Source organism: Mesorhizobium sp. M0663 (assembly GCF_040320585.1).
Lineage (GTDB): Bacteria > Pseudomonadota > Alphaproteobacteria > Rhizobiales > Rhizobiaceae > Mesorhizobium.
Genome location: NZ_JAMYPX010000004.1, coordinates 200,082 through 224,406 on the forward strand (window position 1 = coordinate 200,082; position 24,325 = coordinate 224,406).

Consider the following 24,325-nt stretch of genomic DNA (forward strand, 5'->3'; position numbering starts at 1 on the left):
GGCTCCAATGAAAACGCGACCGGACGCAGAAACTTGACCAGATGGCCGGCTGCGTCAACCTCTCATGGCATAACAAATGCGTTCCGGGTGCACCGGTGCCAACAGCCGTGCAAACTCTGGCTTTGACAATTCCTGCCGGCTTGATATCATTTGCATACGAATGAATTTCCTGCCTTGAATGCTCGGGAAAATCTTTCGGCAGGATCCCCTCTCGGGAAGCCCATTCTGGGAAGGCAAAGCGTGATCCGTTACGCAAAACCCACCACGGTCGACGACGCCCTCGCTTTGCTCCGCGAAGGGCAATGGCGCATCCTCGCCGGCGGCACCGACTTCTATCCGGCACAGGGCAGCAAGCCTTTCCGCGACAATGTCCTCGATATCAATGGCCTGGTGGCATTGCGCGGCATTGCCGAAGCCGAAAACCATTGGCTCGTCGGCGCGCGCACCACCTGGACCGATCTCGTCCGCCATCCTCTGCCGGCGGCTTTCGACGCGCTGAAGCAGGCGGCGCGGGAAGTCGGCTCGGTGCAGATCCAGAACGTTGCCTCGATTGCCGGCAATCTCTGCAACGCCTCGCCGGCCGCCGACGGTGTGCCGGCGCTGCTGGTGCTCGATGCCGAAGTCGAACTGCGTTCCGCTGTGGCGACCCGGCATCTGCCCCTTGCAGAATTCATCCTCGGCAATCGTCGCACCGCACTGCAGCCCGGCGAAATGGTCACGGCAATCCGCATTCCCAAACCCGCGACCGCCGGCAGCTCCGCCTTCGTGAAACTCGGCGCGCGGCGTTATCTCGTCATCTCCATCGCCATGGCCGCCGCACGCCTGGCCGTCGAAGATGGTATGGTCAGGAACGCGGCCGTCGCCGTCGGTTCCTGCTCGGTTGTCGCCAGGCGCCTGGCGGGTGTCGAGGCGGCGCTACGCGGCCGGCCCGTCGGCCACGCGCTGGCCACTGCGATCCAATCCGCACCGATGGACGAGCTGTCGCCGATCGGCGACGTGCGCGGCAGCGCCGAATATCGGCTGGACGCTGCGCGCGAGATCGTCGCCCGCGCCGTGCTTGGTGCGATGGGCGCTGTTCCCGACGAAAGGGCGGCGGCCTGATGGGCATGGAGCGCGCCGACATCGCCTTCGAAGTCAACGGCGCCGCCGTCAGCGTTTGTGTGCCGCCGGTGCGGCGGCTGTCCGCGGTGCTGCGCGACGAGTTGCGGCTGACCGGCACCAAGATCGGCTGTGATGCCGGCGATTGCGGCGCCTGCACGGTGCTGGTCGACGGCGAGCCGGTCTGCGCCTGCTTGATGCCCGCGGCTTCCGCCTCCGGCACCGTGGTGACGACAGTCGAAGGCCTCGCCAATGGCCGGTTGTCGGCGCTGCAGGCTTCGTTCCTCAGCCATGGCGCAGCGCAATGCGGCGCCTGCACGCCCGGCCTGCTGGTCGCGGCAACGGCACTCCTGGACAGGACGCCTTGCCCGAGCGAGGCCGAAACGCAGGATGCACTTGGCGGCGTGCTCTGCCGCTGTACCGGCTACCGCAAGATCGTCACCGCGGTGATGGATGCTTGGCGCCACGCCGATGGTCTCGATCAGCGCATGCCATCCTCTGGCCATGCCGTCGGCTCCTCCCCGATCCGCCTCGATGGCCTTCCGAAAGTCACTGGCGGCGAAAAATTCGGCGGTGATTCATTCCCGGCCGACGCATTGTCGGTGCTGGTGGTCCGCTCGCCGCATTATCATGCCGCTTTCACTTTTGGCGATCTCGGCAGCTGGGTGAAATCCCGTCCTGGCATTGCCGGCGTCTTCACCGCCGCCGACATTCCGGGAAAGAATTGTTTCGGCGTCATCGCGCCCTTCGCCGACCAGCCGGCGCTGGCCGAAGGGGTTTCGCGCTTTCGCGGTGAGGCGGTGGCGCTGGTTGCCGGCGAACGCGAGGCTATCCTCGATCTCGACCTTGCCGATTTTCCTGTCAGTTGGACCGAGTTGCCGCATTTTCTGGAAACTGGCGAAGCGCAGGCCGGCGGCGCGCCACTGGTCCATGAAAACCGGCCCTCGAACCTGCTCACCTCCGGCTTTGTCGAGCGTGGCGACCCCGAAGCCGCGCTCGCCGGTGCGGCTTTCGTCGTTTCCGGCGCCATCGACACTTCCTATGTCGAGCACGCCTATATCGAACCGGAAGCCGGCTATGCCTTCATGGACGGCGACACGCTGGTCGTCGTCGCCTGCACGCAGGCGCCCTATATGGACCGTGACGACACGGCAAAAGTGCTCGGCCTTGCCCCGGAACAGGTGCGCATCGTGCCGACCGCCACCGGCGGCGGCTTCGGCTCCAAGCTCGACGTCTCGCTGCAACCGCTCATCGGCCTCGTCGCCATGAAAACCGGCCGGCCGGCGGCGCTCGCCTATAGCCGCACCGAATCGATGATCTCGACCACCAAGCGCCATCCCGCTCAGATGAGAGCGAGCATCGGCGCCGATGCCGACGGCCGCATCACCGGCATGGTCTTCGCCGGCGATTTCAACACCGGCGCCTATGCCAGCTGGGGGCCGACGGTCGCCAACCGCGTGCCGGTGCACGCCTCCGGCCCCTATGCGACGCCGAACTATCGCGCCGAAGGCCGCGCCATCCACACCAATGGCCCGATTGCCGGCGCCTTTCGCGGTTTCGGCGTACCGCAGGCGACGATCATGCAGGAGACCCTCTATGACGAGCTAGCCGACAAGCTCGGCATGGATCGGCTCGACTTTCGCCTGAAGAACTGCCTTCGGAACGGATCCGAAACAGTCACCGGCCAGCGGCTCGAGTCGGGCGTCGGCATCGCCGACTGCCTGGAGGCCCTGCGCTCACATTGGCGGCGTGCCCTAACTGACGCCGATGCGTTCAACGCCCGTAGCAGCAGCGAAAAAAAACGCGGCGTCGGCGTCGCCTCTTGCTGGTACGGCTGCGGCAACACCTCGCTGCCCAATCCGTCGACCATCAAGGTCGGCATCTCGGCATCGGGCGAAGTCGTCCTGCATCAGGGGGCGGTCGATATCGGGCAAGGTTCGAACACTGTCATCGCGCAGATATGCGCCGACGCGTTGGGTCTTCCGCTTGAAAAGCTGCGGCTGAAAGGCGCCGACACGGCGATCACCCCCGACGCCGGCAAGACATCGGCCTCGCGCCAGACCTTCGTCACCGGCAAGGCCGCCGAAAAGGCCGGCCGCGCCTTGCGCGATGAGATCTTGCGTTTCGCCAATGTCTCGGAAAAGGCGGCGATTGCGCTGGACGGCACAAGCCTGAGCATCAGGGAAGGCGAAGCGACGCGCCGCATCGATCTTTCCTCGCTCACGGCGGACGCCGACGGCTTCGTCTTTCACGCCGAGGAAAGCTACGACCCGCCGACGCTGCCGCTCGATGCCAAGGGCCAGGGCAAGCCTTATGCCGTCTATGGCTATGGCGCCCAGATCGCCGAACTGGAGGTCGACCTCAGGCTCGGCACCGTGAAGCTTATAAAAATCACCGCCGCTCACGATGTCGGCAAGGCCATCAACCCTTTACTGGCAGAGGGCCAGATCGAGGGTGGCATCGCCCAGGGCATCGGCATGGCGCTGATGGAGGAATTCATCCCCGGCCGCACCGAAAACCTGCACGATTATCTGATCCCGACGATCGGCGACGTGCCACCGATCGAGACCATCCTGATAGAAGTTCCGGATCCGGAAGGACCCTTCGGCGCCAAGGGTTTGGGCGAGCATGTGCTGATCCCGACGGCGCCGGCGATCCTCAACGCCATCCGCCACGCCACCGGTGTGCTGGTCACCAAAATTCCGGCGACGCCGACCCGCATCCGCGCCGCCATCCTCGACAAGGAGGCGCGCCGATGAGCGAGCTTGCCGAACGCTTCGAGACCCACGATCCCGGCGAGAAGCTGGTGGCCGAGAAGATCCGCTGCGATGCCTGTCCAGTCATGTGCTACATCGCCGATGGCCGCACCGGCGCCTGCGACCGCTACGGCAATGTTGGCGGCAGGATCGTGCGGATGGATCCACTGACCATCCTCGACCACGCGGCCGAGACCGGCGCCGCAATCGTACCCTTTGCCGAAGAAGGCGAGGCATGGGACGGCGAACTGGTCAACACCGGCCGCCGCTTCGTCACCGCCATCGGCGCCGGCACCACCTATCCCGATTACAAGCCGGCGCCCTTCATCGTCAGCCAGGAGGTCGAGGGCGTCGATCTGGTCACCGTCGTCACCGAGGGCATCTTCTCGTATTGCGGCGTCAAGGTGAAGATCGACACCGACCGTCATATCGGCCCCGAAACGGCTACGGTCCGTGCCCAAGGCGAGGCGATCGGCCATGTCACGACCGGCGAATACGGCTCGCAGATGCTGTCGCTGGGCGGCGTACATCATCTGACCGGCGGCTCGAAGGCTGAAGGGCGCACCACCTGCGACGCCATGCTCGCCCTGTGCAACCGCAAACCGGTTGAACTCGTCATCGACGGCGGCGCCACCGTCATCGTCGAAGCCGGCAAGCCGCCGGTCATCGACGGCAAGCTCGAGCAGCGCATGCGCGTCGGCTGCGGTTCGGCTACCATAGGCATGTTCGCGACCCAATGGCGCGGCCTTGTCGACGAGGTGGTGGTGGTCGATGACCACATCACCGGCGTCGTCTCCGAGCATCAGGCCGGCAAGGTGCTTGGCTGGCAGGATACCGGCATCAAGATCATCGGCCGCCGTTCGACGCCGGGCCGTTATTTCAAGGTGTCGGAGCCCGGCCTCGGCTGGGGCGGCACCAGCATTTCCGACCCGCTGTCGATCCTTGGTGAATGGAACGCCAAAAAGGGTGCGCGCCCCGGCATGTCGCTGCTGATGGTCTCGACCACCGGTGAGCAATTCGCCTATTACGAGCTCGACGACGAATTGAAGTCGGTCCAGAAACCGTTCCCGGAGCGGCTGCGGAAGTCGGTCGAACTGATCGAGGACAATTGCGAGCCGGCGCTCTGCACCGTGCTTTTCGTCGGCGGCGCCGGCGGCTCGCTGCGCGCCGGCGTCACCGAGAACCCGGTCAATCTGACCCGCTCGGTGCAGGGCTTGACGACCTACGTGACGGTCGGCGGCGCGCCGGTCTATGTCTGGCCGGGCGGCGGCATCACGCTGATGGTCGACGTCACCCGCGTCCCGGAAGGCGCCTTCGGCTATGTGCCGACGCCGGCGCTGGTGGCGCCGATCGAGTTCACCATGCGCCGCGACGATTATGTCAGGCTTGGCGGCTACGAAGGCGAAATCCGCAGCGTCGACGATATCCTGGCCAAGGGCGGCGAATATCTCAATCCGCGCCGCGGCACGGCCGCACCCCGTGACAATCCCTGGCCGCCGCTGGCGCAGTTGCGTCGCGCGGCCGCAAACGGGGCCGGGCGATGAACGGCCCGCAGGCGCATTGGCTCGAGGACGGCCGGAGGCTTCACCTCAATCATGGGCCGATCGACCTGATCGTCGAGGCATTCGGCGAGGCGAGTGAATGCAGCGCCGCATATCGCCAGGCAGTGGCGCGCTTCCAGACAATCCTGCCCGAACTGGTCGAAGAGTTGCCCGAACTGCGGCGCCCGGCCGCCTCGCGGCCACGTGCTTTCGCTGGCCCGACGGCGCGCCGCATGGAAGCGGCGGTCGTTCCGCTAGCGAAACAATTCATCACGCCGATGGCGGCCGTCGCCGGCTCGGTAGCCGACGAAGTGCTTGGCGCGCTGCTTGCCGGCCGCCGGCTCGAGCGCGCCTATGTCAACAATGGCGGCGACAGCGCGATCTATCTCGGCCACGGGCAGTCGATGACGCTTGCCATTGCCGGGACAGGTCATGGGTTGGCAGATCGTCTCACGATCCGCCCCGAAGACGGGATCCGCGGTGTCGCGACAAGCGGCTGGCGCGGCCGCTCCTTTTCGCTGGGCATCGCCGACGCGGTCACGGTGCTGGCGCGAACGGGTGCTGAAGCCGATGCCGCCGCGACCTTGATCGCCAACGCCGTCGACCTGCCCGGTCATCCGGCCGTTAGGCGCGTACGGGCGCGCGATCTCGCACCTGACAGCGATCTCGGCGACCGTTTGGTGACGCAGGGCGTGGGGCCGCTTTCCGCCGCTGAAATCGATATGGCACTGGAAGGTGGATTTACCGTTGCCGAGGAGTTTCGGCGGCGCGGCCTGATTGCCGCCGCGGCGCTTTTCCTCGGCGGTCAGGCACGCATCGCAGGTCCGATGGCGCTCGCCAATAAGGTTTTAGAGAGGGAAATTGCTCATGCCTGAGTTTCCGATCCGCAAGATCGCCGTGCTGACCGAAGAGATATTTCACGAGGGCGGGCCGGTGGCGAAGGTGCCGCGGCGCCGCGCGGCGGCCATGGCCGTGGTCAAGAACCCGTTCGCCGGCCGTTACGTCGAGGAACTGCAGAGCGCCATGGAGGATTTGAAGCCGCTCGGGCTGTTGCTCTCCGACAGGCTTGTTGCCGCATTGGGCGGCGACGTCAAACAGATCGACGGTTACGGCAAGGGCGCCATCGTCGGCATGGCGGGCGAGCTGGAGCATGGCGCGCTGTGGCATGTGCCGGGCGGCTATGCCATGCGCGAACGGCTCGGCGACGCCAAGGCGATCGTGCCCTCGGCAAAGAAGGTCGGCGGCTTCGGCGCGCGGCTCGATGTGCCGCTCGGCCACATCAACGCCGCCTATGTGCGCAGCCATTTCGATGCCATGGAAATCGGCATTAGCGATGGCCCCCGTCCCGACGAGATCCTGTTTTGCCTCGCCATGACCTGCGGCCCGCGCGTGCACGACCGCATGGGTGGGCTGGCGGCCAAGGACATTAAGGCATGGGATGGGCTGCGGTGAGCGCCGAGGACAATCTGCTCGAGCTGGTCGAGGCCGAGGAGCCTGACGAAAACGACTATCGCTTGCAGGAGCAGGTCGGCTTCATCCTGCGCAAGGCGCATCAGCGCCATGTCTCGATCTTCGCCGCACACATCGCCGATCTGACGCCGCCGCAATTTGCCGCTTTGGCCAAATTGCGCGACGTCGGCGAGACCTCGCAGAACCAGCTTGGCAGCCTGATCGCCATGGATGCGGCCACCGTGAAGGGCGTCATCGACCGGCTGAAAGCGCGTGGCTTTGTCGAACTTAGCAAACACGAAATCGACAAACGGCGCCTGCTGGTCAATCTGACCGCCGAGGGGCGCGACGCGATCGAGCGGCTGATTCCGCTTGCCCGTGAGATTACGCAGGAAACGCTGGCGCCGCTTTCCGCCAAGGAAGCGGCCATTTTCATGAAGCTGCTGGCCAAGCTGGCTTAATCTGCTGCCTGCCGGCGTTTGGTTGTTGTTCCTGCCGGGCGCTGAACGCCCGGCAGGAAAGCCTCGTCTCAGAGGCCGTTGTCCTTCAGGATCTGGGCGGCATTTTCCTTGGTGATCTTCTGCGTCGGCAGGGTGATGGTCTTTTCCACCTTCTCCCCGTTCAGGAACTTGATCGCCTGCCGCAGCCCTTCGGCGCCCGGCGTCACATAAGTGAACGTCGCCGTCAGCTCGCCATTGGCGACCAGCTGCACGCCTTCATTGGGCAGGCCGTCGATGCCGATGAACTTGATGTCCTTCTCACGTCCGACGTCCTTGGCGGCAAGATAGGCGCCATAGGCCATCGGATCATTGTGGCCGTAGACAAGATCGATTTTCTCGTTGTTGCGCAACGCCGTCGCCATGATGTTGTAGGCCTGGTCCTGCTTCCAGTCGCCCGACTGCTGGTCGAGCAGGTATTTTATGCCTGGCTCCTTATCGGTGAATTCATGGAAGCCGTCATGGCGGTCGTGTGCCGGCTGGGTGCCCATGCCGCCCCAGATCTCGACGACGTTGCCGGCGGCCTTGCCCTTGCCGCCAAGCAGCTCGACGGCATATTCACCGGCAGCCCGGCCGATCAGCTTGTTGTCGCCGCCGACGAACTGCGTGTAGTCGTTGGTTTCGACGTTGCGGTCGAGCACGAAGACCGGGATCTTGGCATCGATCGCCTGCTGCACGACACCGGTCAGGCCGGCGGATTCTTTCGGTGATACCAAGAGCGCATCGACCTCCTGACGGATAAGGTTTTCGACATCGGCGACCTGCTTCTCGGTCTTGTCCTCGCCGTCGGTGATGATCAGCTCGACTTCCGGATGCTTGGCCGCTTCGGCCAGGATGTCCTTGTTGAACTGGGCGCGCCAGGGTTCGATGGTCGTCACCTGCGAGAAGCCGATCTTCCACTTCTTGTCCTGCGCATGGGTGCCGCCGGCAAGCATGGCGGTCGTGGTCAGGAGTGCCGCTGTCAGCCCGGCGAGCTTCAACAATTCACGTCGTTTCATTTCTTGTTTCCTCCAATATTCAGAGACGCGGTCTCTTGCGACGGCCGCTTTGCCGCGGCCGTTTCCTTGTGCGCTTGCCCGCCGGGCAGTCGCAGATAGAAGAGAAGATCACCGGCACTGCGCTCCTGTACGAGCACGGTACCGATGATGATCATCCCCTTCAGCACCAGCTGAAGGTTCGAATTGATGTTGTGCAGTTGCAGGATGTTGGAGAGCAGCCCGAAGATCAGCACGCCGCAGAACGTCCCGGTGAGGCTGCCGCGTCCGCCCATCAGGCTGGTGCCGCCGATGACCACGGCGGCAATGGCGTCGAGCTCCAGCCCGGCGCCGGCGTCCGGCTTGCCTTGCCGGTACTGCGCGACATAGAGCACCGCCGCGATGCCGGCCAGCAGCCCTGACACGGCATAGGTGGCGATCTTCACGCGGCCTGCGGCGATGCCCGACAGCCGCGCCGCCTCCTCATTGCCGCCGATCGCATAGACATAGCGGCCGAACGGGGTGAAGCGCAGCACGGCGCCGTAGATCAGGATGGCGCCGAGGAAGAACAGGCCCGGCATCGGGATCACGCCGAATACCAGAGAGCGCAGCATTTCGAAATCGGCGGTGGCATTCGAGCCGGTGTAGACCGGCAGCACCGCATTGTTCTGGCCGGCTGTCAGCCGGGCGATGCCGAGCGCAGTGACCATCATCGCCAGCGTCACGATGAAGGGCTGCAGCCGCCCGGCGACGATGATGAAGCCGTTGAGCGCGCCGAACAGCAGGCCGACGCAAGGCGCCACCAGCAGCACGCCGAGCACGCCGAATTTTGAGCCCACCTGCGGCAGCAGGAACCACAGCACCAGACTGCACAGGATCACCCCGACAATGCCGGGCGTCACCAGCCCGCGAACGCTGTCCAACCTGATGTCGTGCGTGGCCTGCGCGCCGGCGCGGGATTTTTCGATGTTCAGCAGGATGAAACGAGTGACGAGAATGCCGAGGCAAAGGGCTGCCAGGGCAACTGTCGGCACCCCCAGCACCACCGCCGGCGTCACGCCGGGGACCGTCAGCAGCATGGCACAGACGACCGTGCAGATAGCCATCAGCGAGCCGACGGAAAGGTCGATACCGCCGGTGATGATCACCGCAGTCATGCCGGTGGCAATCAGCCCGGTGGTCGACACCTGGCGCAGCACATCGAGCAGGTTGCCGTAGGACAGGAAGATGTTGTTGCCCTTGGAGCTGATCGGCGAGCCGAGCACGCCGATCAGGAAGATGGCGATCAGGCCCCAATAGAGCTTCGTCCGGGACAGGATATGCAAAATGCTCATGCGGCAGGCCTCGTCATCGTCCGTCGCGGCGCCGCAAGCCGCATGATGGCCTCCTCGCTGGCTTGCGCGCGGGACAGGATTCCCGTCTGGCGGCCGTCGGCCATGACCAGGATACGGTCGGAAAGATGCAGCAGCTCCGGCAATTCCGAGCTGATGACGGCGATTGCCAGCCCGTCTCGCGCCAGCTTGAAGATGAGATCGTAGATTTCCCGCTTGGCACCGACATCGATGCCGCGCGTCGGCTCGTCGAGCAGCAGCACCCGCGGCCTCGTCGCCAGCCATTTACCGATGACGACCTTCTGCTGGTTGCCGCCGGACAGCGTGCCGGCCGGCTGCTCGACGGTCTCGCAGCGAATTCCGAGCGCCTTGACGGCGTCCCGTGCCAGCCCTTGCTCGCCGGCCAGCGAGCGCAGGCCGAACCGCGCCAGCGCGCCGACCAGCGGCAGTGCGACATTGTCGGTGATCGAGGCCTCGAGATGCAGGCCTTGCGTCTTGCGGTCTTCGGTGACCAGGGCGATGCCGAGCCGGCGTGCGTCGCGCGGCGAACGGATTTCTACTGCCTCGCCATCGAGCCAGATCTCACCGCCGGCACGGCCGCCGCTGGACCCGAAGATGGTTTCCAGGATTTCGGTACGGCCCGAGCCCAGCAATCCGCCGATACCGAGAATTTCTCCGGCGGCAAGATCGAAGCTGACGCCGTCGAGCACGGTGCGCCAGCCATGGCGATTGGGCTTCGACAGCGACAGCTCGCTTACGGAAAGGACGGTGTTGCCACCGGGAATGCGGTGTTCCTGGGAGGAAGCAAGCAGGTTTCGCCCGACCATCGCCGAAATTATGGCGTCTTCGTCGAGCTTGTCCATCGCCTGCGTCAGGACGTGGCGTCCATCGCGAAACACGGTGACGCGGCTGGCCAGATGCATAACCTCGTCGATGCGGTGCGAAATGTAGACGATCGCCACGCCGCTGTCGGCGAGCTGGCGGATGATGCGGAACAGCCGCTGGCATTCGGCCGGCGAAAGCGCCGAGGTCGGCTCGTCCATGATCAGAATGCGCGCCGACATCGACAGCGCCTTGGCGATCTCGACCAGCTGCTGTTCGCCGACGCGCAAGGCACCGACGCGCGCATCCGGGTCGAGCTCGATGCCGAGCCTTTGCAAGAGCGTTCCGGCGGCGCGGCTGCTCGCCTTGCGGTCGACGATCAGTCCGGCGATCAGCTTCTCGCGGCCGAGAAAAATGTTGTCGGCGACGCTGAGTTCGGGGACGAGGTTCAGCTCCTGGTGGATGATGGCGATGCCGGCGCGCTCGGCTTCGCGGACGCCGGTAAAGCGCACCGGGTGGCCATCGATACTGACCGTTCCGTTATAATCCGTGTAGACGCCGGACAGGATCTTCATCAGCGTCGACTTGCCGGCGCCGTTCTCGCCCATCAGCGCATGGACCTCGCCGCGCCGCAGTTCGAAGCCGACATCGACAAGCGCGGCGATACCGCCGAAGGACTTGGAGATGTGCTCGGCGCTCAGTACGACAGCCGAGCCGTCCGCCATAACGCCTTGCGCAGGGATGGAATTGCCGTGCTGCATGACAAGGACGGCCTCCCTCCGTCGTCACCGAACACCTCAAACGCTAATCTAAACGTTTCGATCATGTCAAGGCAATATCTGGAGCCTGAGATTGTTCCATTTCAATTCTTGCGCAAAATCATAAGATTCCGTACGTATTGCTACCGTGGAGTGGTGAAACGTTTCGAAAATGACAGCGTCAGGACGAAAAAAGCAGCGCAAATTCACTGCTCCGACTATGCTTCATGTGGCCGAGGCCGCGCGTGTTTCCGTGGCCACCGTATCGGCGCTGATCAACGGCACCGCGACCGTCAGCCCCGAGCTCAGCCAGCGCATCGAACAGGCGATCCGCGACATCGGCTACAAGCGCAACGCCATTGCCCGCAGCCTGAAGATGGGCACCACACGCACCATCGGGCTCACCGTCCCACACATCACCAATCCGTTCTTTACCGACGTCGTTTCGGTCATCCAGCAGGCTTTCGACAGGGCCGGCTACGCCGTCATGCTGTGCTGCACCGACGAGCACCTGAACACGCAGGACGACCAGATCAGGCTGCTGCTCGACCGCATGGTCGACGGACTGATCGTCGCGCGTGTCGGTGACGGCGCGATCCTCAAACGGATTGTCGACGACGCCAATGTGCCGGTCGTGCTGCTCGACCGTGTTTGCCAGGGTGTCGACACCGATGCCGTCGTTCTCGACAATCAGCGCGCGGTGTTCGACGCCATCACTTACCTGATCGATCTCGGCCATCGGCGCATCGGCTACATCTCCGGCTCGTTCGATATCTCGCCGATGCATGACCGCATGGCGGGATACCGCGAGGCCCTCCAGGCCGCCGGCCTGCCGGCCGAGACCGAACTCGTCCGCTTCGGCAACTTCCACGAAGTCGATGGCTACAACGCAACCATGCAGCTGCTTTCGCTGCACGACCGGCCGAGCGCCATCTTTTCGGCCAACAACCCGATGGTGATCGGCACCATGAAGGCCATTCGCGATATCGGCCTGTCCTGTCCGGAGGATATTTCGGTCGCCTGCTTCGACGATTTTCCGTGGTCGGATGTGTTCCGGCCGCAATTGACCACGGTCGCCCAGCCGGTGCAGGCGATTGGCGAACAGGCGGCCAATCTGCTGCTCGACCGGCTCGCCGGAAACAGGGATGCGCCGCCGCGCAAACTGACGCTCAAGGGACGCTTGATGATCCGCAATTCATGCCGTCCGCCAGGTGCGATCGCGCAGAGCGTCAGCGCGTAGCGCTTGGGCTCTGTTCAGAAACTTTGCAATGCCGGACGGACAGCGCTCCCTCTGTCCTGCCGACCCCGGGCCTTCGCAGCCACTACGGGCGTTCGTCTTTCGAAAACCGAGCAATTGAAGGACGCGGCGCCGATCGAGCCAAGTGGCCAACAATCAGCCAGCCGACAGTCAGGAAAATCTTGGCAATCGAAGCATGTCGGTTTAGGAATATGACGAGATGCGGCTGATCGCCCACACGGGCGCCGGCTTGAGTCATGCGCGTGAGATCGATCCTAATCGGGCTGGTACTTGCTGGGATGGTCGCATTCTTCGGCTGCACCACCGGCGGCGCATTAAAGACTTTCCCCTCGGCCTATGGCGGCCTCACCGACGCCGGTTTTCGCGTTCCGCCGGTTCCGATCTACAAGGTTGACCAAAAGTTCCGTCGGCAGACAGTGCCTTATGCGACTGAAGAGGCGCCGGGCACCATCATTGTCGATACAGGAGCGAAGTTCCTCTACTACGTGTTAGGAGACGGTCAGGCACTGCGCTACGGCATCGGCGTCGGCAAGGCGGGCTTCGAGTGGCATGGCACTGCTCACGTTGCGAGGAAGCGCGAATGGCCGGATTGGAGCGCGCCGTCCGCCATGATTGTACGCGAGCAGAAGCGAGGCCGCATCATACCGGCCCATATGGAGGGCGGACTCGTGAACCCGCTCGGTGCGCGGGCGCTTTATCTTTTCAACGAGAAGGGTGACACTGGATATCGCCTGCACGGTAGCCCCGAATGGTGGTCCATCGGCAAAGCCGTGTCTGCGGGCTGCATTCGCCTCATGAACCAGGACATCATCGATCTTTATGACCGCGCCACAATCGGCACCAAGGTGATCGTTATTTAGTGGACGCCGCGTTTCCCGCTAACGGACGAGCATGACGGATCGAAAACCTCCGCGTAAAACGCGCGAAATGTTCGCTATGTCTTCGCACACCTGTTCGCGATGTTCCCTGCCTAAGGCCGGCCTTGCCCGCAACAGTGGCAAGTGGCGAACCAACTCTCAGGCAGCTTCCGACAGCGATTTGTGAGCGTCGGCCAGGATCTCGAACGAGCGCACCCGCGCCGCATGGTCGAAAATCTGCGCTGTGACCATCAGCTCGTCGGCCCCTGTGCGGCGCACAAACGCCTCGATGCCTTGCCTGACCGTTTCCGGGGAGCCGACGACGGCGCAGGAAAGCGCTTGGCCGAGCATGGTCTTGGCCATTGGATCGAGGTCGCGCTCATATCCTTCGACCGGCGGCGGCAATCGGCCGGGCCGGCCGGTGCGCAGATTGACGAAGGCCTGCTGCAGCGAGGTGAACAACAGCCGCGCCTCGGCATCGGAAGGAGCGGCGAAGACGTTGAGGCCGAGCATCACATAAGGCTTGTCGAGCTGCTCCGAAGGCTGGAAACGCGAGCGGTAGATCTCCAGAGCATGGTCGAGCTCGGCCGGCGCAAAATGCGAGGCGAAGGCGTAGGGCAGGCTGAGCATGGCGGCAAGCTGCGCGCCGTAGAGGCTGGAACCGAGAATCCAGATCGGCACCTTTTCGCCTTCGCCGGGCACCGCGCGGATGCGTTGGCCGTCTTCGGCCGGCTGGAAATAGCCCATCAGCTCGACGACGTCCTGCGGGAAATTGTCGGCGCCAGCGTCGAGGTTACGGCGCAGCGCCCGTGCCGTGGCCATGTCGGTGCCGGGCGCCCGGCCGAGGCCGAGATCGATGCGGCCGGGATGCAGAGCGTTAAGCGTACCGAACTGCTCGGCGATGACCAGCGGCGAATGATTGGGCAGCATGATGCCGCCGGCGCCGACGCGTATCGTATTGGTGCCGCCGGCCACATGGGCAATGACCACCGAGGTGGCGGCGCTGGCGATGCCCGGCATATTGTGGTGCTCTGCCAGCCAATAGCGCCGGTAACCCAGCCGCTCGGCATGACGGGCGAGATCGAGCGAATTGGCGAGTGACTGTGAAGCGTTGCTGCCTTCGACGATCGGCGACAGGTCGAGAACGGAAAGAACGGTCATCGGCGCGGGTTTCCTGTGGGCCGAAGGGATGTAGGAAGCCGTTGCCGAGGCGGCAAATTCAAAATGTTGATGGAGCGCTGAGGGCACAACGGACGTGCGACCGATGCAAGGTCGTGATCTGCACCATCGGGGGGACGCTTTTGACCCTTTAAGCCGCTACTTTTTCACCTCGGGAATCTCTTCGTCCTCGATCGCTGCCGTGTGTTGCGCCGCCAGGAAATTGCCGACATGGCTGAGACCGTCGAAATGATCGCAGAACACCTTGATGACGACCAGCAGCGGCACCGCCAGCAGCGCGCCGACAAAACCCCACAGCCACGACCAGAAGGCGATGGCGATGAGGATCGCCACTGCGTTGATTTCGAGACGGCGGCCGACCACCGTCGGCGTCACGAACTGGCCTTCGACGACATCGCACATAAGGACGAAGGCCGGCGCCAGCAGCGCATAGGAAATCGTGTCGAAGCTTATCAGCGCGATGATCGTAACCAGCGTGATGGTGGTCAGCGCCCCGATATATGGCAGGAAATTGAGCAGAGCCGCTGCCGCGCCCCAGACCTGCGCGTTGGGCACGCCGAGCGCCCACAGGCCGAGCCCGATGACCACGCCGAGACATGTATTGATGACCGTGACAGTAAGCAGATAATGCGAGATTTCACGTTCTACGTCGTAGACGACGCGCAGCGCCCGCTTCTTTTCGCTGAGACTGGGGAAGGACTGGACGATCTTTTCATAGAACATCGTGCCCGAGGCGAGCAGGAACAGCGACAGGACGAAGACGATGGTAACGCTGGCGCCGGCCGACAGCACATTGCCGGCGGCCTGCGAGAGAATACCGGATGGCGCCGTCGCCACCCTCTGAACGCCCGGCTCCTGGGATGTCTGTGTCAGGCCCTCGATCTGGCGCGAAATCTCCACGATCCGTTCGAACGGACGGCGCAGTTGTGCCAGCCGTTCGGTAAGCTGCTGGCCGATCGTCGAGGTGTTGTTGATGAGGTCGATGACCGGGCCGCTGAGCAGATATCCCGCGACGGCGACGAGGCAGAACGAAAGCAGCACCAACAGTGTCGCTGAAATGACATCGGGCATGCCATGCTTGCGCAGGAAGCGAACGATCGGCGTCAGCGTCAGCGCCAGCAGGAAAGCCAGAATGACCGGCATGAAGAAGGCGCGGGCGAAGTAAAGCGCGTAGATCGCCATGAGGATGAAGATGCCGACGAGCAGCGAACGCATCAGATGCGCATCCGCCCGCGCCTCGACGCGCGGATCCGGGCTTTCGGCAGCGCTTGCGCCCGAAGCGTCGGGTTCGGCTTTCATTCTGACCCTCGGCGGCACACCGCGATTGGTGCAGACCGTTGGCGAAAACGCCTCTGTCGCTTCAAGGTTCCGTTAGCTGGCGTCACCGGCAAGGCCGCCTCGCGGCCTTGGCAATGAATCAGGTGACCGGGAATCAGGCAACCGGCGCCGCCACGGCGGGAACGGCCTTCGCAGTTTCCCGGCGCACGATCGGCGCCACTTTGGTGCCGTAGAGTTCGATGGCCTTCATCACCTTGGCGTGCGGCATGGTGCCGATCGCCATTTGCAGCAGGAAGCGGTCGTTGCCGAATATTCTGTGCTGGGCAATGATCTTCTCGGCCACCTGTTCTGGATTGCCGACGAACAGCGCGCCGTTTGGGCCGCGCGATTGGTCGAAATGCGCCCGCGATGTCGGCCCCCAGCCGCGCTCGCGGCCGATGCGGTTCATCACCTCGGCCTGCGGCCCGTAAAAATCGTCGGCTGCCTGGTCCGTGGTGTCGGCAATGAAGCCGTGCACGTTGAGACTGGTGGCAAGGCTTGCCGGATCGTTGCCGGCGCGCCTGGCTGCATCCCTGTAGATGTCGAACAGCGGTGCGAACCGCGCCGGCTCGCCACCAATGATCGCCAGTGCCAGCGGCAACCCGAGCACACCCGCGCGGGCGACGGATTGCGGTGTTCCACCGACGGCGATCCAGATCGGCAATTTGTCCTGCAAGGGCCGCGGATAGACGCCGCGGTCGTTGATCGGCGCGCGCAGACTGCCCGACCAGGTCACCTTGACATGATCGCGGATGGCGAGCAGCAGTTCGAGCTTTTCGGCAAAGAGCTCGTCATAGTCTTCGAGTTCGTAGCCGAACAGCGGAAACGATTCGATGAACGAACCGCGCCCGGCCATGATCTCGGCCCGGCCGCCGGACAAAAGGTCGAGCGTCGCAAACTGCTGGAAAACGCGAACCGGATCGTCGGAGGAAAGCACGGTGACCGCGCTGGTCAGCTTTATGCGCTTGGTGCGTTCGGCCGCCGCGGCCAGGGCCACGACTGGCGCCGAAGCGGCATAATCGGGACGGTGATGCTCGCCCAGCCCAAACACGTCGAGGCCGACCTGGTCGGCCAGTTCGATCTCCTCGATCAGGTTGCGCAGCCGCTCATGCGCACCGATGGCGCCTGGCCCCGTTTCCGGGCTGACGTCGGCGAAGGTATAGAGACCGAGTTCCATCATGTGTCATCCTGGCGTTTTGTTTTTCGCGCTAGAGGTAGCGACCCGCCCGCCGCGCCGCCAGAGGGCCGGATGGTGAACAGTGCATGTCCGTTTCAGCCGAATTCAATCGAAATGGCGTCTCCCGGCTGCAACAGATCAGAATTTCATGGCTGGCATACCGTTTTGGCGCTTGAACTCTCGGTTTTCGCGCGTATGTAAGCCTCGCAAATTGACTTCAGGGAAGTGGACTTGGCTATCTATAGGGAAAAAGACGTTTTCGAGCGGCGCAATGCCGCAAACGAGGCAAAGAAGGCGCTTCTGGAGCGCTTCAAGGCAAAGCCGGCGCCAGATGATCCAGCGGTGCTGGCACGACAGGCCGAGCGCAAGGCGATCCTCGAGGCCCGCGCGATACGCGAGGCCGAAAAGGCCAGGCTGAAGCAGGAAAAGCTGGCGCGCGAAGCGGCCGAAAAGGCCGAGCGCGAGGCAGCTGCCGAAGCGGCACGCATCGCCGCGGAAGAAGCCGCACAGGCCGAAGCGAAGATCCGGGAAGCTGAAGAGAACGAGCGGATCGCCCGTTTTCTTGCCGACGAGGCCGAACGCAAGGCTAAGCGTGACGCACGCTATGCGGCGCGCAAGCAGCGCACCGGCAGGACGCCGCCCGGCTTCTCCGCGCGATAGCGCCTTCCGGCACTGATCAGCCGAATTCAAGAATCAGGGCCGCCTTGCAGCGGCCCCGAACGCGTTCGTCTGTCAGAATCGGCTAAGCCGCGAGCTTCAGTCCCATGATGCCGCAGACGATTAGCGCGATGCAGGCCAGCCTGATCGCCGTCGCTGGCTCGCCGAGCAGCCATATCCCCAACAGCGCCGTGCCGACGGTGCCGATGCCGGTCCACACCGCGTAAGCGGTGCCGACCGGCAACGCCTTCAGCGCCAGGCCGAGCAAGGTCAGGCTGACGATCATCGAGGCTACCGTCAGGACGCTCGGCAGCGGCTTCGAGAATCCGTCGGTGTATTTGAGGCCGATCGCCCAGCCGATCTCGAACAGTCCGGCGAACAACAGGAAGATCCACGACATCGGAACGCTCCGTTTCGATGGCTTCCGGCCGATTTCTTGAAAAGCGCAAAAATTGCCTTCGCCGCATCCATAGGGGATGCGCGTGAGCTTAGTGAACAATCATACCGGCCGCGTTTGCGGCCGGTCGAGATAAGCCGAAACGGTAGCTGCGGCCCTACTTGTCCTTCAGCTTCATCGCCTTCACCGGCGGTGCCTTCAGGGCCGGCGCCGGAGCCGGTTTCTTCGCGTCCTTCTTCGGCTTGCGGGCCTCCTTGCCTGCCTTCATCGCACCCTTAGCCATGATTCGTTCCTCCAGTTGATGTCTGGCGAAGTGAAACAAGAGAAACGCTCGACTGCAAGAGGCCGCTGCCGTGCAGTCGCCCTGGCCGATGGCTGTCAACTGGTTTCTAATTCCCTCGTAAACCGCAGCGGTCCGTGCCATGGTCTTCTTCGCACTGCAGCATCAGCCCTTGCGTTTCGCCGGCTGATGATCAGGCAGGCCGGTCAGGACGACAATGCGGATCCACATCGGTTGCCAGATGAGCTTCGACTTCCCGCAGGAAACACCGCTGATCGCGATGCTAAACGTCCATTATTCGCGCGCATCCGATCTTGAGCGGCCGGACTTCCTGACGTCGAACCCGCCGGTGCCGATCGAAAGCTACCGCGACAGTTTCGGCAATTGGTGCAACCGTTTCGTTGCGCCGGCCGGGCGCTTTGCGTTCGGCACGGACGCGGTGATCCGCGACCCCGGCTCCTTCGAGACGCGCGAGCTGACGGCGTGGCAGCACGAGGTGCGCGATCTGCCGTCGGAGACGCTGCTGTTCCTGCTGCCCAGCCGTTATTGCGAGAGCGACGTGCTGTCGAATGAAGCGTGGCGGCTGTTCGGCAACACCCCGCTCGGCATTCCGCGCGTCCAGGCGGTCTGCGACTTCGTCCATAACCACATCGTCTTCAACTATTTCAATGCACGGCCGACGCGCACCGCCGCCGAGGCCTATCGCGAGCAGAGTGGTGTATGCCGCGACTTTGCTCACCTCGCTGTTGCCTTCTGCCGCGCCCTGAACATTCCGACCCGCTACTGCACCGGCTATATCAGTGATATCGGCCTGCCAAAGCCGTGGTCGGACATGGATTTCGCCGCTTGGATGGAGGTCTATCTCGGCGGCCGCTGGCATGCGTTCGACCCGCGCAATAACGCGCCGCGCATCGGCCGCATCCTGATTGCCTCCGGACGCGATGCCGCCGATGTGCCGCTGACCCACATTTTTGGGCCGGGCGCGCTGGCTGGCTTCAAGGTCTGGACGGACGAGGTCGTCGAATAGCCCCGCGCCGCCCTTTTGAACAACTGACCCTGTGAACAACTGGGCACTTCGGGCGTTGTGGGGACTGTGGAGCGTGGGCGGGCGCTCCGCCAATCTCGGTGCATCAACCAAGGCAGCACACCATGGCGGCGCATGGCGGGTCGAAAAAAGTGATCTATGCGGCGCTCGCCGGAAATCTTGCGATCGCACTGACCAAATTTGCCGCTGCCTTGTTCACGGGCAGCTCGGCAATGCTCTCGGAAGGCGTCCACTCGCTCGTCGATACCGGCAATGGCAGCCTGCTGCTTTACGGCATGCACCGTGCCGCCCGGCCGGCCGACCGTACGCATGCTCGGCCATGGCCGCGAGCTGTACTTCTGGAGCTTCATCGTCGCGCTCCTCGTCTTTGCACTGGGTGCCGGCATATCGTTCTACGAAGGCGTGACGCACATCATGGCGCCGGAGCCGATTGCCAACGCCAAGGTGAACTACGCTGTCCTTGGCGTTTCCTTCCTCTTCGAAGGCACCTCTTGGCTGGTGGCGCTGAAGGAATTCCGCCACCAAAAAGGCAGCCACGGCTGGCTCGAGGCGGTGCAGCTCAGCAAGGATCCGAGTGTCTACACCGTACTCTTCGAGGACAGCGCGGCACTTCTCGGCCTCGTTGTCGCCTTCGCCGGGATATCGGCGGCGGAACTGCTGGACATGCCGAAGCTCGACGGCGCCGCGTCGATCGGCATCGCGCTGATCCTGGGCGGGACCGCGATCTTCCTGGCGCGCGAAAGCAAAAGCCTGCTGCTCGGCGAGCCGGCTTCGCCCGAGGTGCAAACAGAGGTGCTGGCCATCGTCCAGCAGGACCCGGCGGTGCAGCGGGCGAATGGCGCGCTGACGCTGCATATGGGTCCGCAGGAGATCGTCGCCGCTTTGAGCATCGAGTTCGAGGATCATTTGTCGGCGCCGGAGATAGAGACCTGTGTCGAGCGCCTCGAGACGCGGCTGAAGGCGGAGATGCCGGAGGTGACGCGGCTCTTCGTCAAGCCGCAGACCACCGGCACCTGGGAACGCCGGAGCAAGGCCTTGGCGGCGTCCGGAGGGGAACCGGCCTGAGGAAAATGGCTGCGCCATCGGGCAGTCCCGGTTATGATTGCGGGCAAAAGCTCCAGGAGGAACGAAGATGAAAATCGACGGCGCGTGTCATTGTGGCGCTATCACTTACGAGGCCGAAGTCGATCCGGAAAAGACCACCATTTGTCACTGCATCGATTGTCAGAAGCTAACCGGAACGGCCTTTCGCGTCACCGTGCCGGCGTCCGAGGACAATTACAGGATCACCAAGGGCACGCCGAAGATCTACATCAAGACCGGTTCGAGCGGCGCCAAGCGTGCCCAGGCATTTTGCGGTGAGTGCGGCTCGCATCTCTACGCCACGTCGGCGGGCGAGGGACCGAAGGTTTACGGTATCAGGGTCGGCACGGCACGGCAGCGCGAGCAACTGGTGCCGAGAAAGCAGATCTGGCACCGCTCGGCGCTGCATTGGCTGCCGGAATTCGAAGGCACAACCATCATCGAGGAGCAGTAGCGCCAGACCGGGGCGAAGCCTCCGGTTCCGGCGCAGCTCTCAATCGTCGCCTTCGACGACCCTTAGCCTCAACTGCCCGGTTTTCGAATCGGCGACGCGCGGGCTGCTTTCCGCTTTTGCTCCGCTGCCATTCGAACCAGCGGTGTCCTCCGCCGGCTGCACGCCAAACTCCAGCGCCTCGATCTTTTGTCCGCGCCTGGTCACCTTCGATGTCGAGACCAGAATGTCGTCGATATCCTTGGCCGATTGGCCGAAATGCGTCTGCAATTTGCGCACCCGCTCGTCTAGCCGGGAGACGTCTTCCATCAGCCGGATAACCTCGCCCTGGATCAGGTGTGCCTGCTCGCGCATGCGGGCATCCTTGAGGATCGCCTGGATGACCTGGATCGACAGCATCAAAAGCGATGGCGAGACGATGACGATCCGTGAGCGATGCGCCTTCTGGACAACGGCCTCGAAATTCTCGTGGATTTCGGCGAACACCGATTCCGAAGGCACGAACATGAAGGCGGTGTCCTGCGTCTCGCCCTGGATCAGGTATTTTTCGGAAATATCGCGGACATGCACCTCGATGTCGCGGCGGAAAGCCTGTGCGGCGGTCTTCTGCAGTTCGGCGCCTTCGGCGGCCCGGATGGCATTCCAGGCCTCGAGCGGAAACTTTGCATCGATGGCAAGCGACGGTGCGCCGTTCGGCATCTTCACCAGGCAATCGGGCCGGCTGCCATTCGACAAGGTCGCCTGGAATTCATAGGCGCCGTGCGGCAATCCGTCGGCGACGATGGCTTCCATACGCGACTGGCCGAAGGCGCCGCGCGTCTGCTTGTTGGAAAGGATCGCCTGCAATTGCACGACCTGGCCGGCCAGCGACTGGATGTTGCCTTGCGCGATATCGATGACCGCCAGCCGTTCCTGCAGCTTGGCGAGGCTCTCATGCGTCGATCTCGTCTGCTCGGTCATGGTCTGGCCCAGGCGGCCGGTCATGGCATCGAGGCGCTGGCCGATCGACTGTGTCAGTTCCGCCTGGCGCGCCCCGAACACTTCGGCGATGGCGCCCATGCGGCCCTGCATTTCCGCTTGGGATTGCAGAATGCCGGCCATCCGCGCCTCGGCGTCGCGGGCATGGTCGGCGGCTTCCGCGGCCGCTACCGCACGCGCCTTGGCCGATCGCCACAGCGCAATGACCAACGCCACGAACAGACCGAGGAACAGCATTGCACCGAAACCCAGGACATGGCCGAGGGTGAGTGTGGTGGCGCCGAGGCGGGCGACAGGTTCGGACAGGATGGTGGCCAGTTCGTTCATGCCGACAGCATAGATGATTCGGAACGTCGGCACAGATCAAAACGTGAACGGCCCGGAGGCGCCCCGGTTGACGCTTTTCCTGCGACGTCTTAGGTGAGACGCCATGTCGATCAAGCCGCTTATCATCCTCCCCGATCCCGTCCTGCGCCAGGTTTCAAAACCGGTCGAGCGTGTCGATGGCGATTTGCGCAAACTGGCCGGCGACATGCTGGACACCATGTACGACGCGCCCGGCATCGGCCTCGCAGCGATCCAGGTCGGCGAACCCTTGCGCATGCTGGTGATCGACCTGGCCAAAGAGGACGAGACGCCGGCACCGCACGTCTTCATCAATCCCGAAATCCTTGAAAGCTCCGACCAGCGTTCGGTCTACGAGGAAGGCTGTCTGTCGATCCCGGACTACTATGCCGAGGTCGAGCGCCCCGCGGCGGTGCGGGTGAAATATCTCGATCGCGACGGCAAGCTGCAGGAGATCGAGGCCGAGGGCCTGATGGCGACCTGCCTGCAGCATGAAATCGACCACCTCAACGGCGTGCTGTTCATCGATTACATCTCCAAGCTGAAGCGCGACATGGTGGTCAAGAAATTCAAGAAGCTCGCCAGGGACAAGGCGCCGGGCAAGATGGTGGGGTAGGCGTCGACGAATGCCCCTGCGTGTCATCTTCATGGGTACGCCCGAATTCTCCGTGCCGACGCTGCGGGCGATTGCCGGGGCCGGGCACGAGTTGGCAGCCGTCTACACGCAGCCGCCGCGCGCCGGCGGCCGGCGCGGGCTCGAACTGACGCCGTCGCCGGTGCAGCGCGAGGCGGAGCGGCTTGGCATCGAGGTGCGGTCGCCGGTGTCGCTGAAGGGCGAGGCGGAGCAGGAGGCGTTCCGCGCCTTGGGTGCCGACGTCGCCGTGGTCGTCGCCTACGGGCTGCTTCTGCCCAAACCCATTCTCGAGGCGCCGCGGCTCGGTTGCCTCAACGGTCACGCATCGCTATTGCCGCGCTGGCGCGGCGCTGCCCCTATCCAGCGCGCCATCATGGCCGGCGATACCGAAACGGGCATTATGGTGATGCGGATGGAGGAAGGCCTCGACACCGGCCCGGTGGCAATGGTTGAAAAATGTCCCATTGGTCCCGACATGACGGCCGGCGATCTGCACGACCGGCTGATGGTCCTCGGTGCTGCGCTGATGGTGCAAGCGCTCGAACGGCTGGAGCGGAATACGCTGACATTTACCACACAGGCGGAGGTGGGGGTGACCTACGCCAAGAAAATCGATAAATCGGAGACTCGCATAGACTGGCTGCGACCTGCCGGCGACGTGCACAACCAGATTCGCGGCCTGTCGCCCTTTCCCGGTGCATGGTGCGAGGCCGAAATCGGCGGCCGCGTGGAACGGCTGAAACTGCTTCGCTCGACGCTCTCGCAAGGCGCCGGCGAACCGGGAGGAATTCTCGATGACCGACTGACGGTCGCCTGCGGGTCAGGCGCGATCAGGCTGGTCGAAGTTCAACGTGCGGGCGGAAGGCCCATTGCCGCGCAGGAGTTTCTGCGCGGGGCCAAGCTCGAAAAAGGAATGAAATTGTCATGAGCATGATGTCCATACGCGCGGCGACGCCGCGGGACCGCGAGGCGATCCGCCTTGTCGAAGAACACGCATTCGGCCAGCAGACGGAGGCCGGACTGGTCGACGCGCTGGTCACCGGCGGTGATGCCGTCGTCGAACTGGTGGCGGACGAAGACGGGCAAGTGGTCGGCCATATCCTGTTTTCACGGCTTTTCGTGCAGAATGGCGGCAAGAGCTTCCCGGCGGTGGCTTTGGCTCCTTTGGCGGTCGAGCCGTCGTTCCACGGCACCGGCATCGGCGGTGCCCTGGTACGCGAGGCTCATATCCGCCTGAAGGCTGCTGGCGAGACGCTCGCCGTGGTGCTCGGCGATCCGGCTTACTATGGCCGTTTCGGCTACAGCCGTGCCCGTGCCGCGAAATTCGACAGCGACTATCAGGGCGAAGCCCTGCAGGCGCTTGCCTGGGGCGAGGCGCCGGAGACCGGCAGGCTGGTCTACGCCTCGGCCTTCGGGTCAGCCCTCGCCGCCTGATTTCGCC

23 protein-coding genes and 1 pseudogene are annotated in these 24,325 nt (G+C 63.9%); 15 read left to right on the top strand and 9 right to left on the bottom strand.

Going from position 1 to position 24,325, the window contains the following annotated elements:
• Positions 1-240 precede the first annotated feature (240 nt).
• The 6 genes from NKI54_RS10320 to NKI54_RS10345 are packed head-to-tail and all read left to right on the top strand — an operon-like array spanning position 241 to position 7,305.
• Entirely contained in the window at positions 241-1,101 is an 861-nt protein-coding gene (locus NKI54_RS10320; RefSeq protein WP_352691409.1) for an FAD binding domain-containing protein, read from the top strand.
• The gene (locus NKI54_RS10325; RefSeq protein WP_352691411.1) at positions 1,101-3,857 is read left to right on the top strand and encodes a molybdopterin-dependent oxidoreductase; all 2,757 of its coding nucleotides are present in this window, start codon (positions 1,101-1,103) and stop codon (positions 3,855-3,857) included. Before NKI54_RS10320 ends, NKI54_RS10325 begins: the two co-directional genes overlap by 1 nt.
• Positions 3,854-5,398 (top strand): 6-hydroxynicotinate reductase, encoded by a 1,545-nt coding sequence (locus tag NKI54_RS10330; protein ID WP_352691412.1) that lies wholly within the window; start codon positions 3,854-3,856, stop codon positions 5,396-5,398. Before NKI54_RS10325 ends, NKI54_RS10330 begins: the two co-directional genes overlap by 4 nt.
• A complete protein-coding gene (locus tag NKI54_RS10335; RefSeq protein ID WP_352691414.1) occupies positions 5,395-6,270 on the top strand; it encodes a UPF0280 family protein in 876 nt (291 codons plus the stop codon). The genes NKI54_RS10330 and NKI54_RS10335 overlap by 4 nt, the downstream gene beginning before the upstream one ends.
• Positions 6,263-6,847 carry an amino acid synthesis family protein gene (locus NKI54_RS10340; protein WP_352568537.1) on the top strand — a complete coding sequence of 195 codons (585 nt, stop codon included), beginning with the start codon at positions 6,263-6,265 and terminating at the stop codon, positions 6,845-6,847. The genes NKI54_RS10335 and NKI54_RS10340 overlap by 8 nt, the downstream gene beginning before the upstream one ends.
• The gene (locus tag NKI54_RS10345; protein ID WP_023676965.1) at positions 6,844-7,305 is read left to right on the top strand and encodes a MarR family winged helix-turn-helix transcriptional regulator; all 462 of its coding nucleotides are present in this window, start codon (positions 6,844-6,846) and stop codon (positions 7,303-7,305) included. Before NKI54_RS10340 ends, NKI54_RS10345 begins: the two co-directional genes overlap by 4 nt.
• Before the next feature lie 68 nt (positions 7,306-7,373).
• Here NKI54_RS10345 and NKI54_RS10350 read toward each other — a convergent pair whose 3' ends face one another.
• From NKI54_RS10350 to NKI54_RS10360, 3 genes are read right to left on the bottom strand one after another with little or no spacing between them, the layout of a single operon-like run.
• Positions 7,374-8,339: a substrate-binding domain-containing protein gene (locus NKI54_RS10350; RefSeq protein WP_352691416.1), complete on the bottom strand. Its 966-nt coding sequence runs from the start codon at positions 8,337-8,339 to the stop codon at positions 7,374-7,376.
• The gene (locus NKI54_RS10355) at positions 8,336-9,649 is read right to left on the bottom strand and encodes an ABC transporter permease (RefSeq protein WP_023676963.1); all 1,314 of its coding nucleotides are present in this window, start codon (positions 9,647-9,649) and stop codon (positions 8,336-8,338) included. The genes NKI54_RS10350 and NKI54_RS10355 overlap by 4 nt, the downstream gene beginning before the upstream one ends.
• Entirely contained in the window at positions 9,646-11,229 is a 1,584-nt protein-coding gene (locus NKI54_RS10360) for a sugar ABC transporter ATP-binding protein (RefSeq protein ID WP_352691417.1), read from the bottom strand. The genes NKI54_RS10355 and NKI54_RS10360 overlap by 4 nt, the downstream gene beginning before the upstream one ends.
• A 217-nt stretch (positions 11,230-11,446) precedes the next feature.
• On the opposite strand from NKI54_RS10360, the gene NKI54_RS10365 reads away from it, so the two are divergent.
• Together NKI54_RS10365 and NKI54_RS10370 are read left to right on the top strand one after the other, a co-directional pair.
• Entirely contained in the window at positions 11,447-12,466 is a 1,020-nt protein-coding gene (locus NKI54_RS10365; RefSeq protein WP_023676961.1) for a LacI family DNA-binding transcriptional regulator, read from the top strand.
• A gap of 254 nt (positions 12,467-12,720) precedes the next feature.
• Positions 12,721-13,344 (top strand): L,D-transpeptidase, encoded by a 624-nt coding sequence (locus NKI54_RS10370; RefSeq protein WP_352634783.1) that lies wholly within the window; start codon positions 12,721-12,723, stop codon positions 13,342-13,344.
• Positions 13,345-13,500: 156 nt separating this feature from the next.
• Here the strand turns inward: NKI54_RS10370 and NKI54_RS10375 are convergent, their stop codons facing one another.
• From NKI54_RS10375 to NKI54_RS10385, 3 genes are all read right to left on the bottom strand, one after another.
• Positions 13,501-14,502 carry an LLM class flavin-dependent oxidoreductase gene (locus tag NKI54_RS10375; RefSeq protein WP_352634785.1) on the bottom strand — a complete coding sequence of 334 codons (1,002 nt, stop codon included), beginning with the start codon at positions 14,500-14,502 and terminating at the stop codon, positions 13,501-13,503.
• 156 nt (positions 14,503-14,658) lie between these two features.
• Positions 14,659-15,819, bottom strand: coding sequence for an AI-2E family transporter (locus tag NKI54_RS10380; RefSeq protein WP_023676958.1), 1,161 nt, complete (start codon positions 15,817-15,819; stop codon positions 14,659-14,661).
• A gap of 133 nt (positions 15,820-15,952) precedes the next feature.
• Positions 15,953-17,014, bottom strand: coding sequence for an LLM class flavin-dependent oxidoreductase (locus NKI54_RS10385; protein ID WP_352635034.1), 1,062 nt, complete (start codon positions 17,012-17,014; stop codon positions 15,953-15,955).
• 231 nt (positions 17,015-17,245) lie between these two features.
• Here NKI54_RS10385 and NKI54_RS10390 point away from each other — a divergent pair, with 231 nt between their 5' ends.
• Positions 17,246-17,674 carry a DUF6481 family protein gene (locus NKI54_RS10390; RefSeq protein WP_023676956.1) on the top strand — a complete coding sequence of 143 codons (429 nt, stop codon included), beginning with the start codon at positions 17,246-17,248 and terminating at the stop codon, positions 17,672-17,674.
• Positions 17,675-17,756: 82 nt separating this feature from the next.
• Here NKI54_RS10390 and sugE read toward each other — a convergent pair whose 3' ends face one another.
• Both sugE and NKI54_RS10400 read right to left on the bottom strand, forming a co-directional pair.
• Positions 17,757-18,071 carry a quaternary ammonium compound efflux SMR transporter SugE gene (gene sugE, locus NKI54_RS10395; protein ID WP_352588587.1) on the bottom strand — a complete coding sequence of 105 codons (315 nt, stop codon included), beginning with the start codon at positions 18,069-18,071 and terminating at the stop codon, positions 17,757-17,759.
• A gap of 154 nt (positions 18,072-18,225) precedes the next feature.
• Positions 18,226-18,351 (bottom strand): hypothetical protein, encoded by a 126-nt coding sequence (locus NKI54_RS10400; protein ID WP_013528464.1) that lies wholly within the window; start codon positions 18,349-18,351, stop codon positions 18,226-18,228.
• A gap of 214 nt (positions 18,352-18,565) precedes the next feature.
• Here NKI54_RS10400 and NKI54_RS10405 point away from each other — a divergent pair, with 214 nt between their 5' ends.
• The 3 genes and pseudogenes from NKI54_RS10405 to NKI54_RS10415 all read left to right on the top strand — a co-directional run bounded on the left by NKI54_RS10405 (position 18,566) and on the right by NKI54_RS10415 (position 20,930).
• The gene (locus NKI54_RS10405; RefSeq protein WP_023676954.1) at positions 18,566-19,375 is read left to right on the top strand and encodes a transglutaminase-like domain-containing protein; all 810 of its coding nucleotides are present in this window, start codon (positions 18,566-18,568) and stop codon (positions 19,373-19,375) included.
• Between the two features lie 122 nt (positions 19,376-19,497).
• Positions 19,498-20,458 (top strand): annotated as a pseudogene (locus NKI54_RS10410) (cation diffusion facilitator family transporter).
• Between the two features lie 67 nt (positions 20,459-20,525).
• Complete coding sequence (locus NKI54_RS10415; protein ID WP_023676952.1) at positions 20,526-20,930, top strand: GFA family protein; 405 nt, start codon at positions 20,526-20,528, stop codon at positions 20,928-20,930.
• A 39-nt stretch (positions 20,931-20,969) separates the two neighbouring features.
• Here the strand turns inward: NKI54_RS10415 and NKI54_RS10420 are convergent, their stop codons facing one another.
• Positions 20,970-22,232, bottom strand: coding sequence for a DNA recombination protein RmuC (locus NKI54_RS10420; RefSeq protein ID WP_352691418.1), 1,263 nt, complete (start codon positions 22,230-22,232; stop codon positions 20,970-20,972).
• A gap of 103 nt (positions 22,233-22,335) precedes the next feature.
• Here NKI54_RS10420 and def point away from each other — a divergent pair, with 103 nt between their 5' ends.
• From def to NKI54_RS10435, 3 genes are read left to right on the top strand one after another with little or no spacing between them, the layout of a single operon-like run.
• On the top strand, positions 22,336-22,866 hold the full coding sequence (def, locus tag NKI54_RS10425) for a peptide deformylase (RefSeq protein ID WP_352455964.1): 531 nt from the start codon (positions 22,336-22,338) through the stop codon (positions 22,864-22,866).
• A gap of 16 nt (positions 22,867-22,882) precedes the next feature.
• Entirely contained in the window at positions 22,883-23,812 is a 930-nt protein-coding gene (gene fmt / locus NKI54_RS10430) for a methionyl-tRNA formyltransferase (RefSeq protein ID WP_352691558.1), read from the top strand.
• Complete coding sequence (locus NKI54_RS10435; protein ID WP_352568527.1) at positions 23,809-24,318, top strand: GNAT family N-acetyltransferase; 510 nt, start codon at positions 23,809-23,811, stop codon at positions 24,316-24,318. The genes fmt and NKI54_RS10435 overlap by 4 nt, the downstream gene beginning before the upstream one ends.
• The last annotated feature ends 7 nt before the right edge of the window (positions 24,319-24,325 follow it).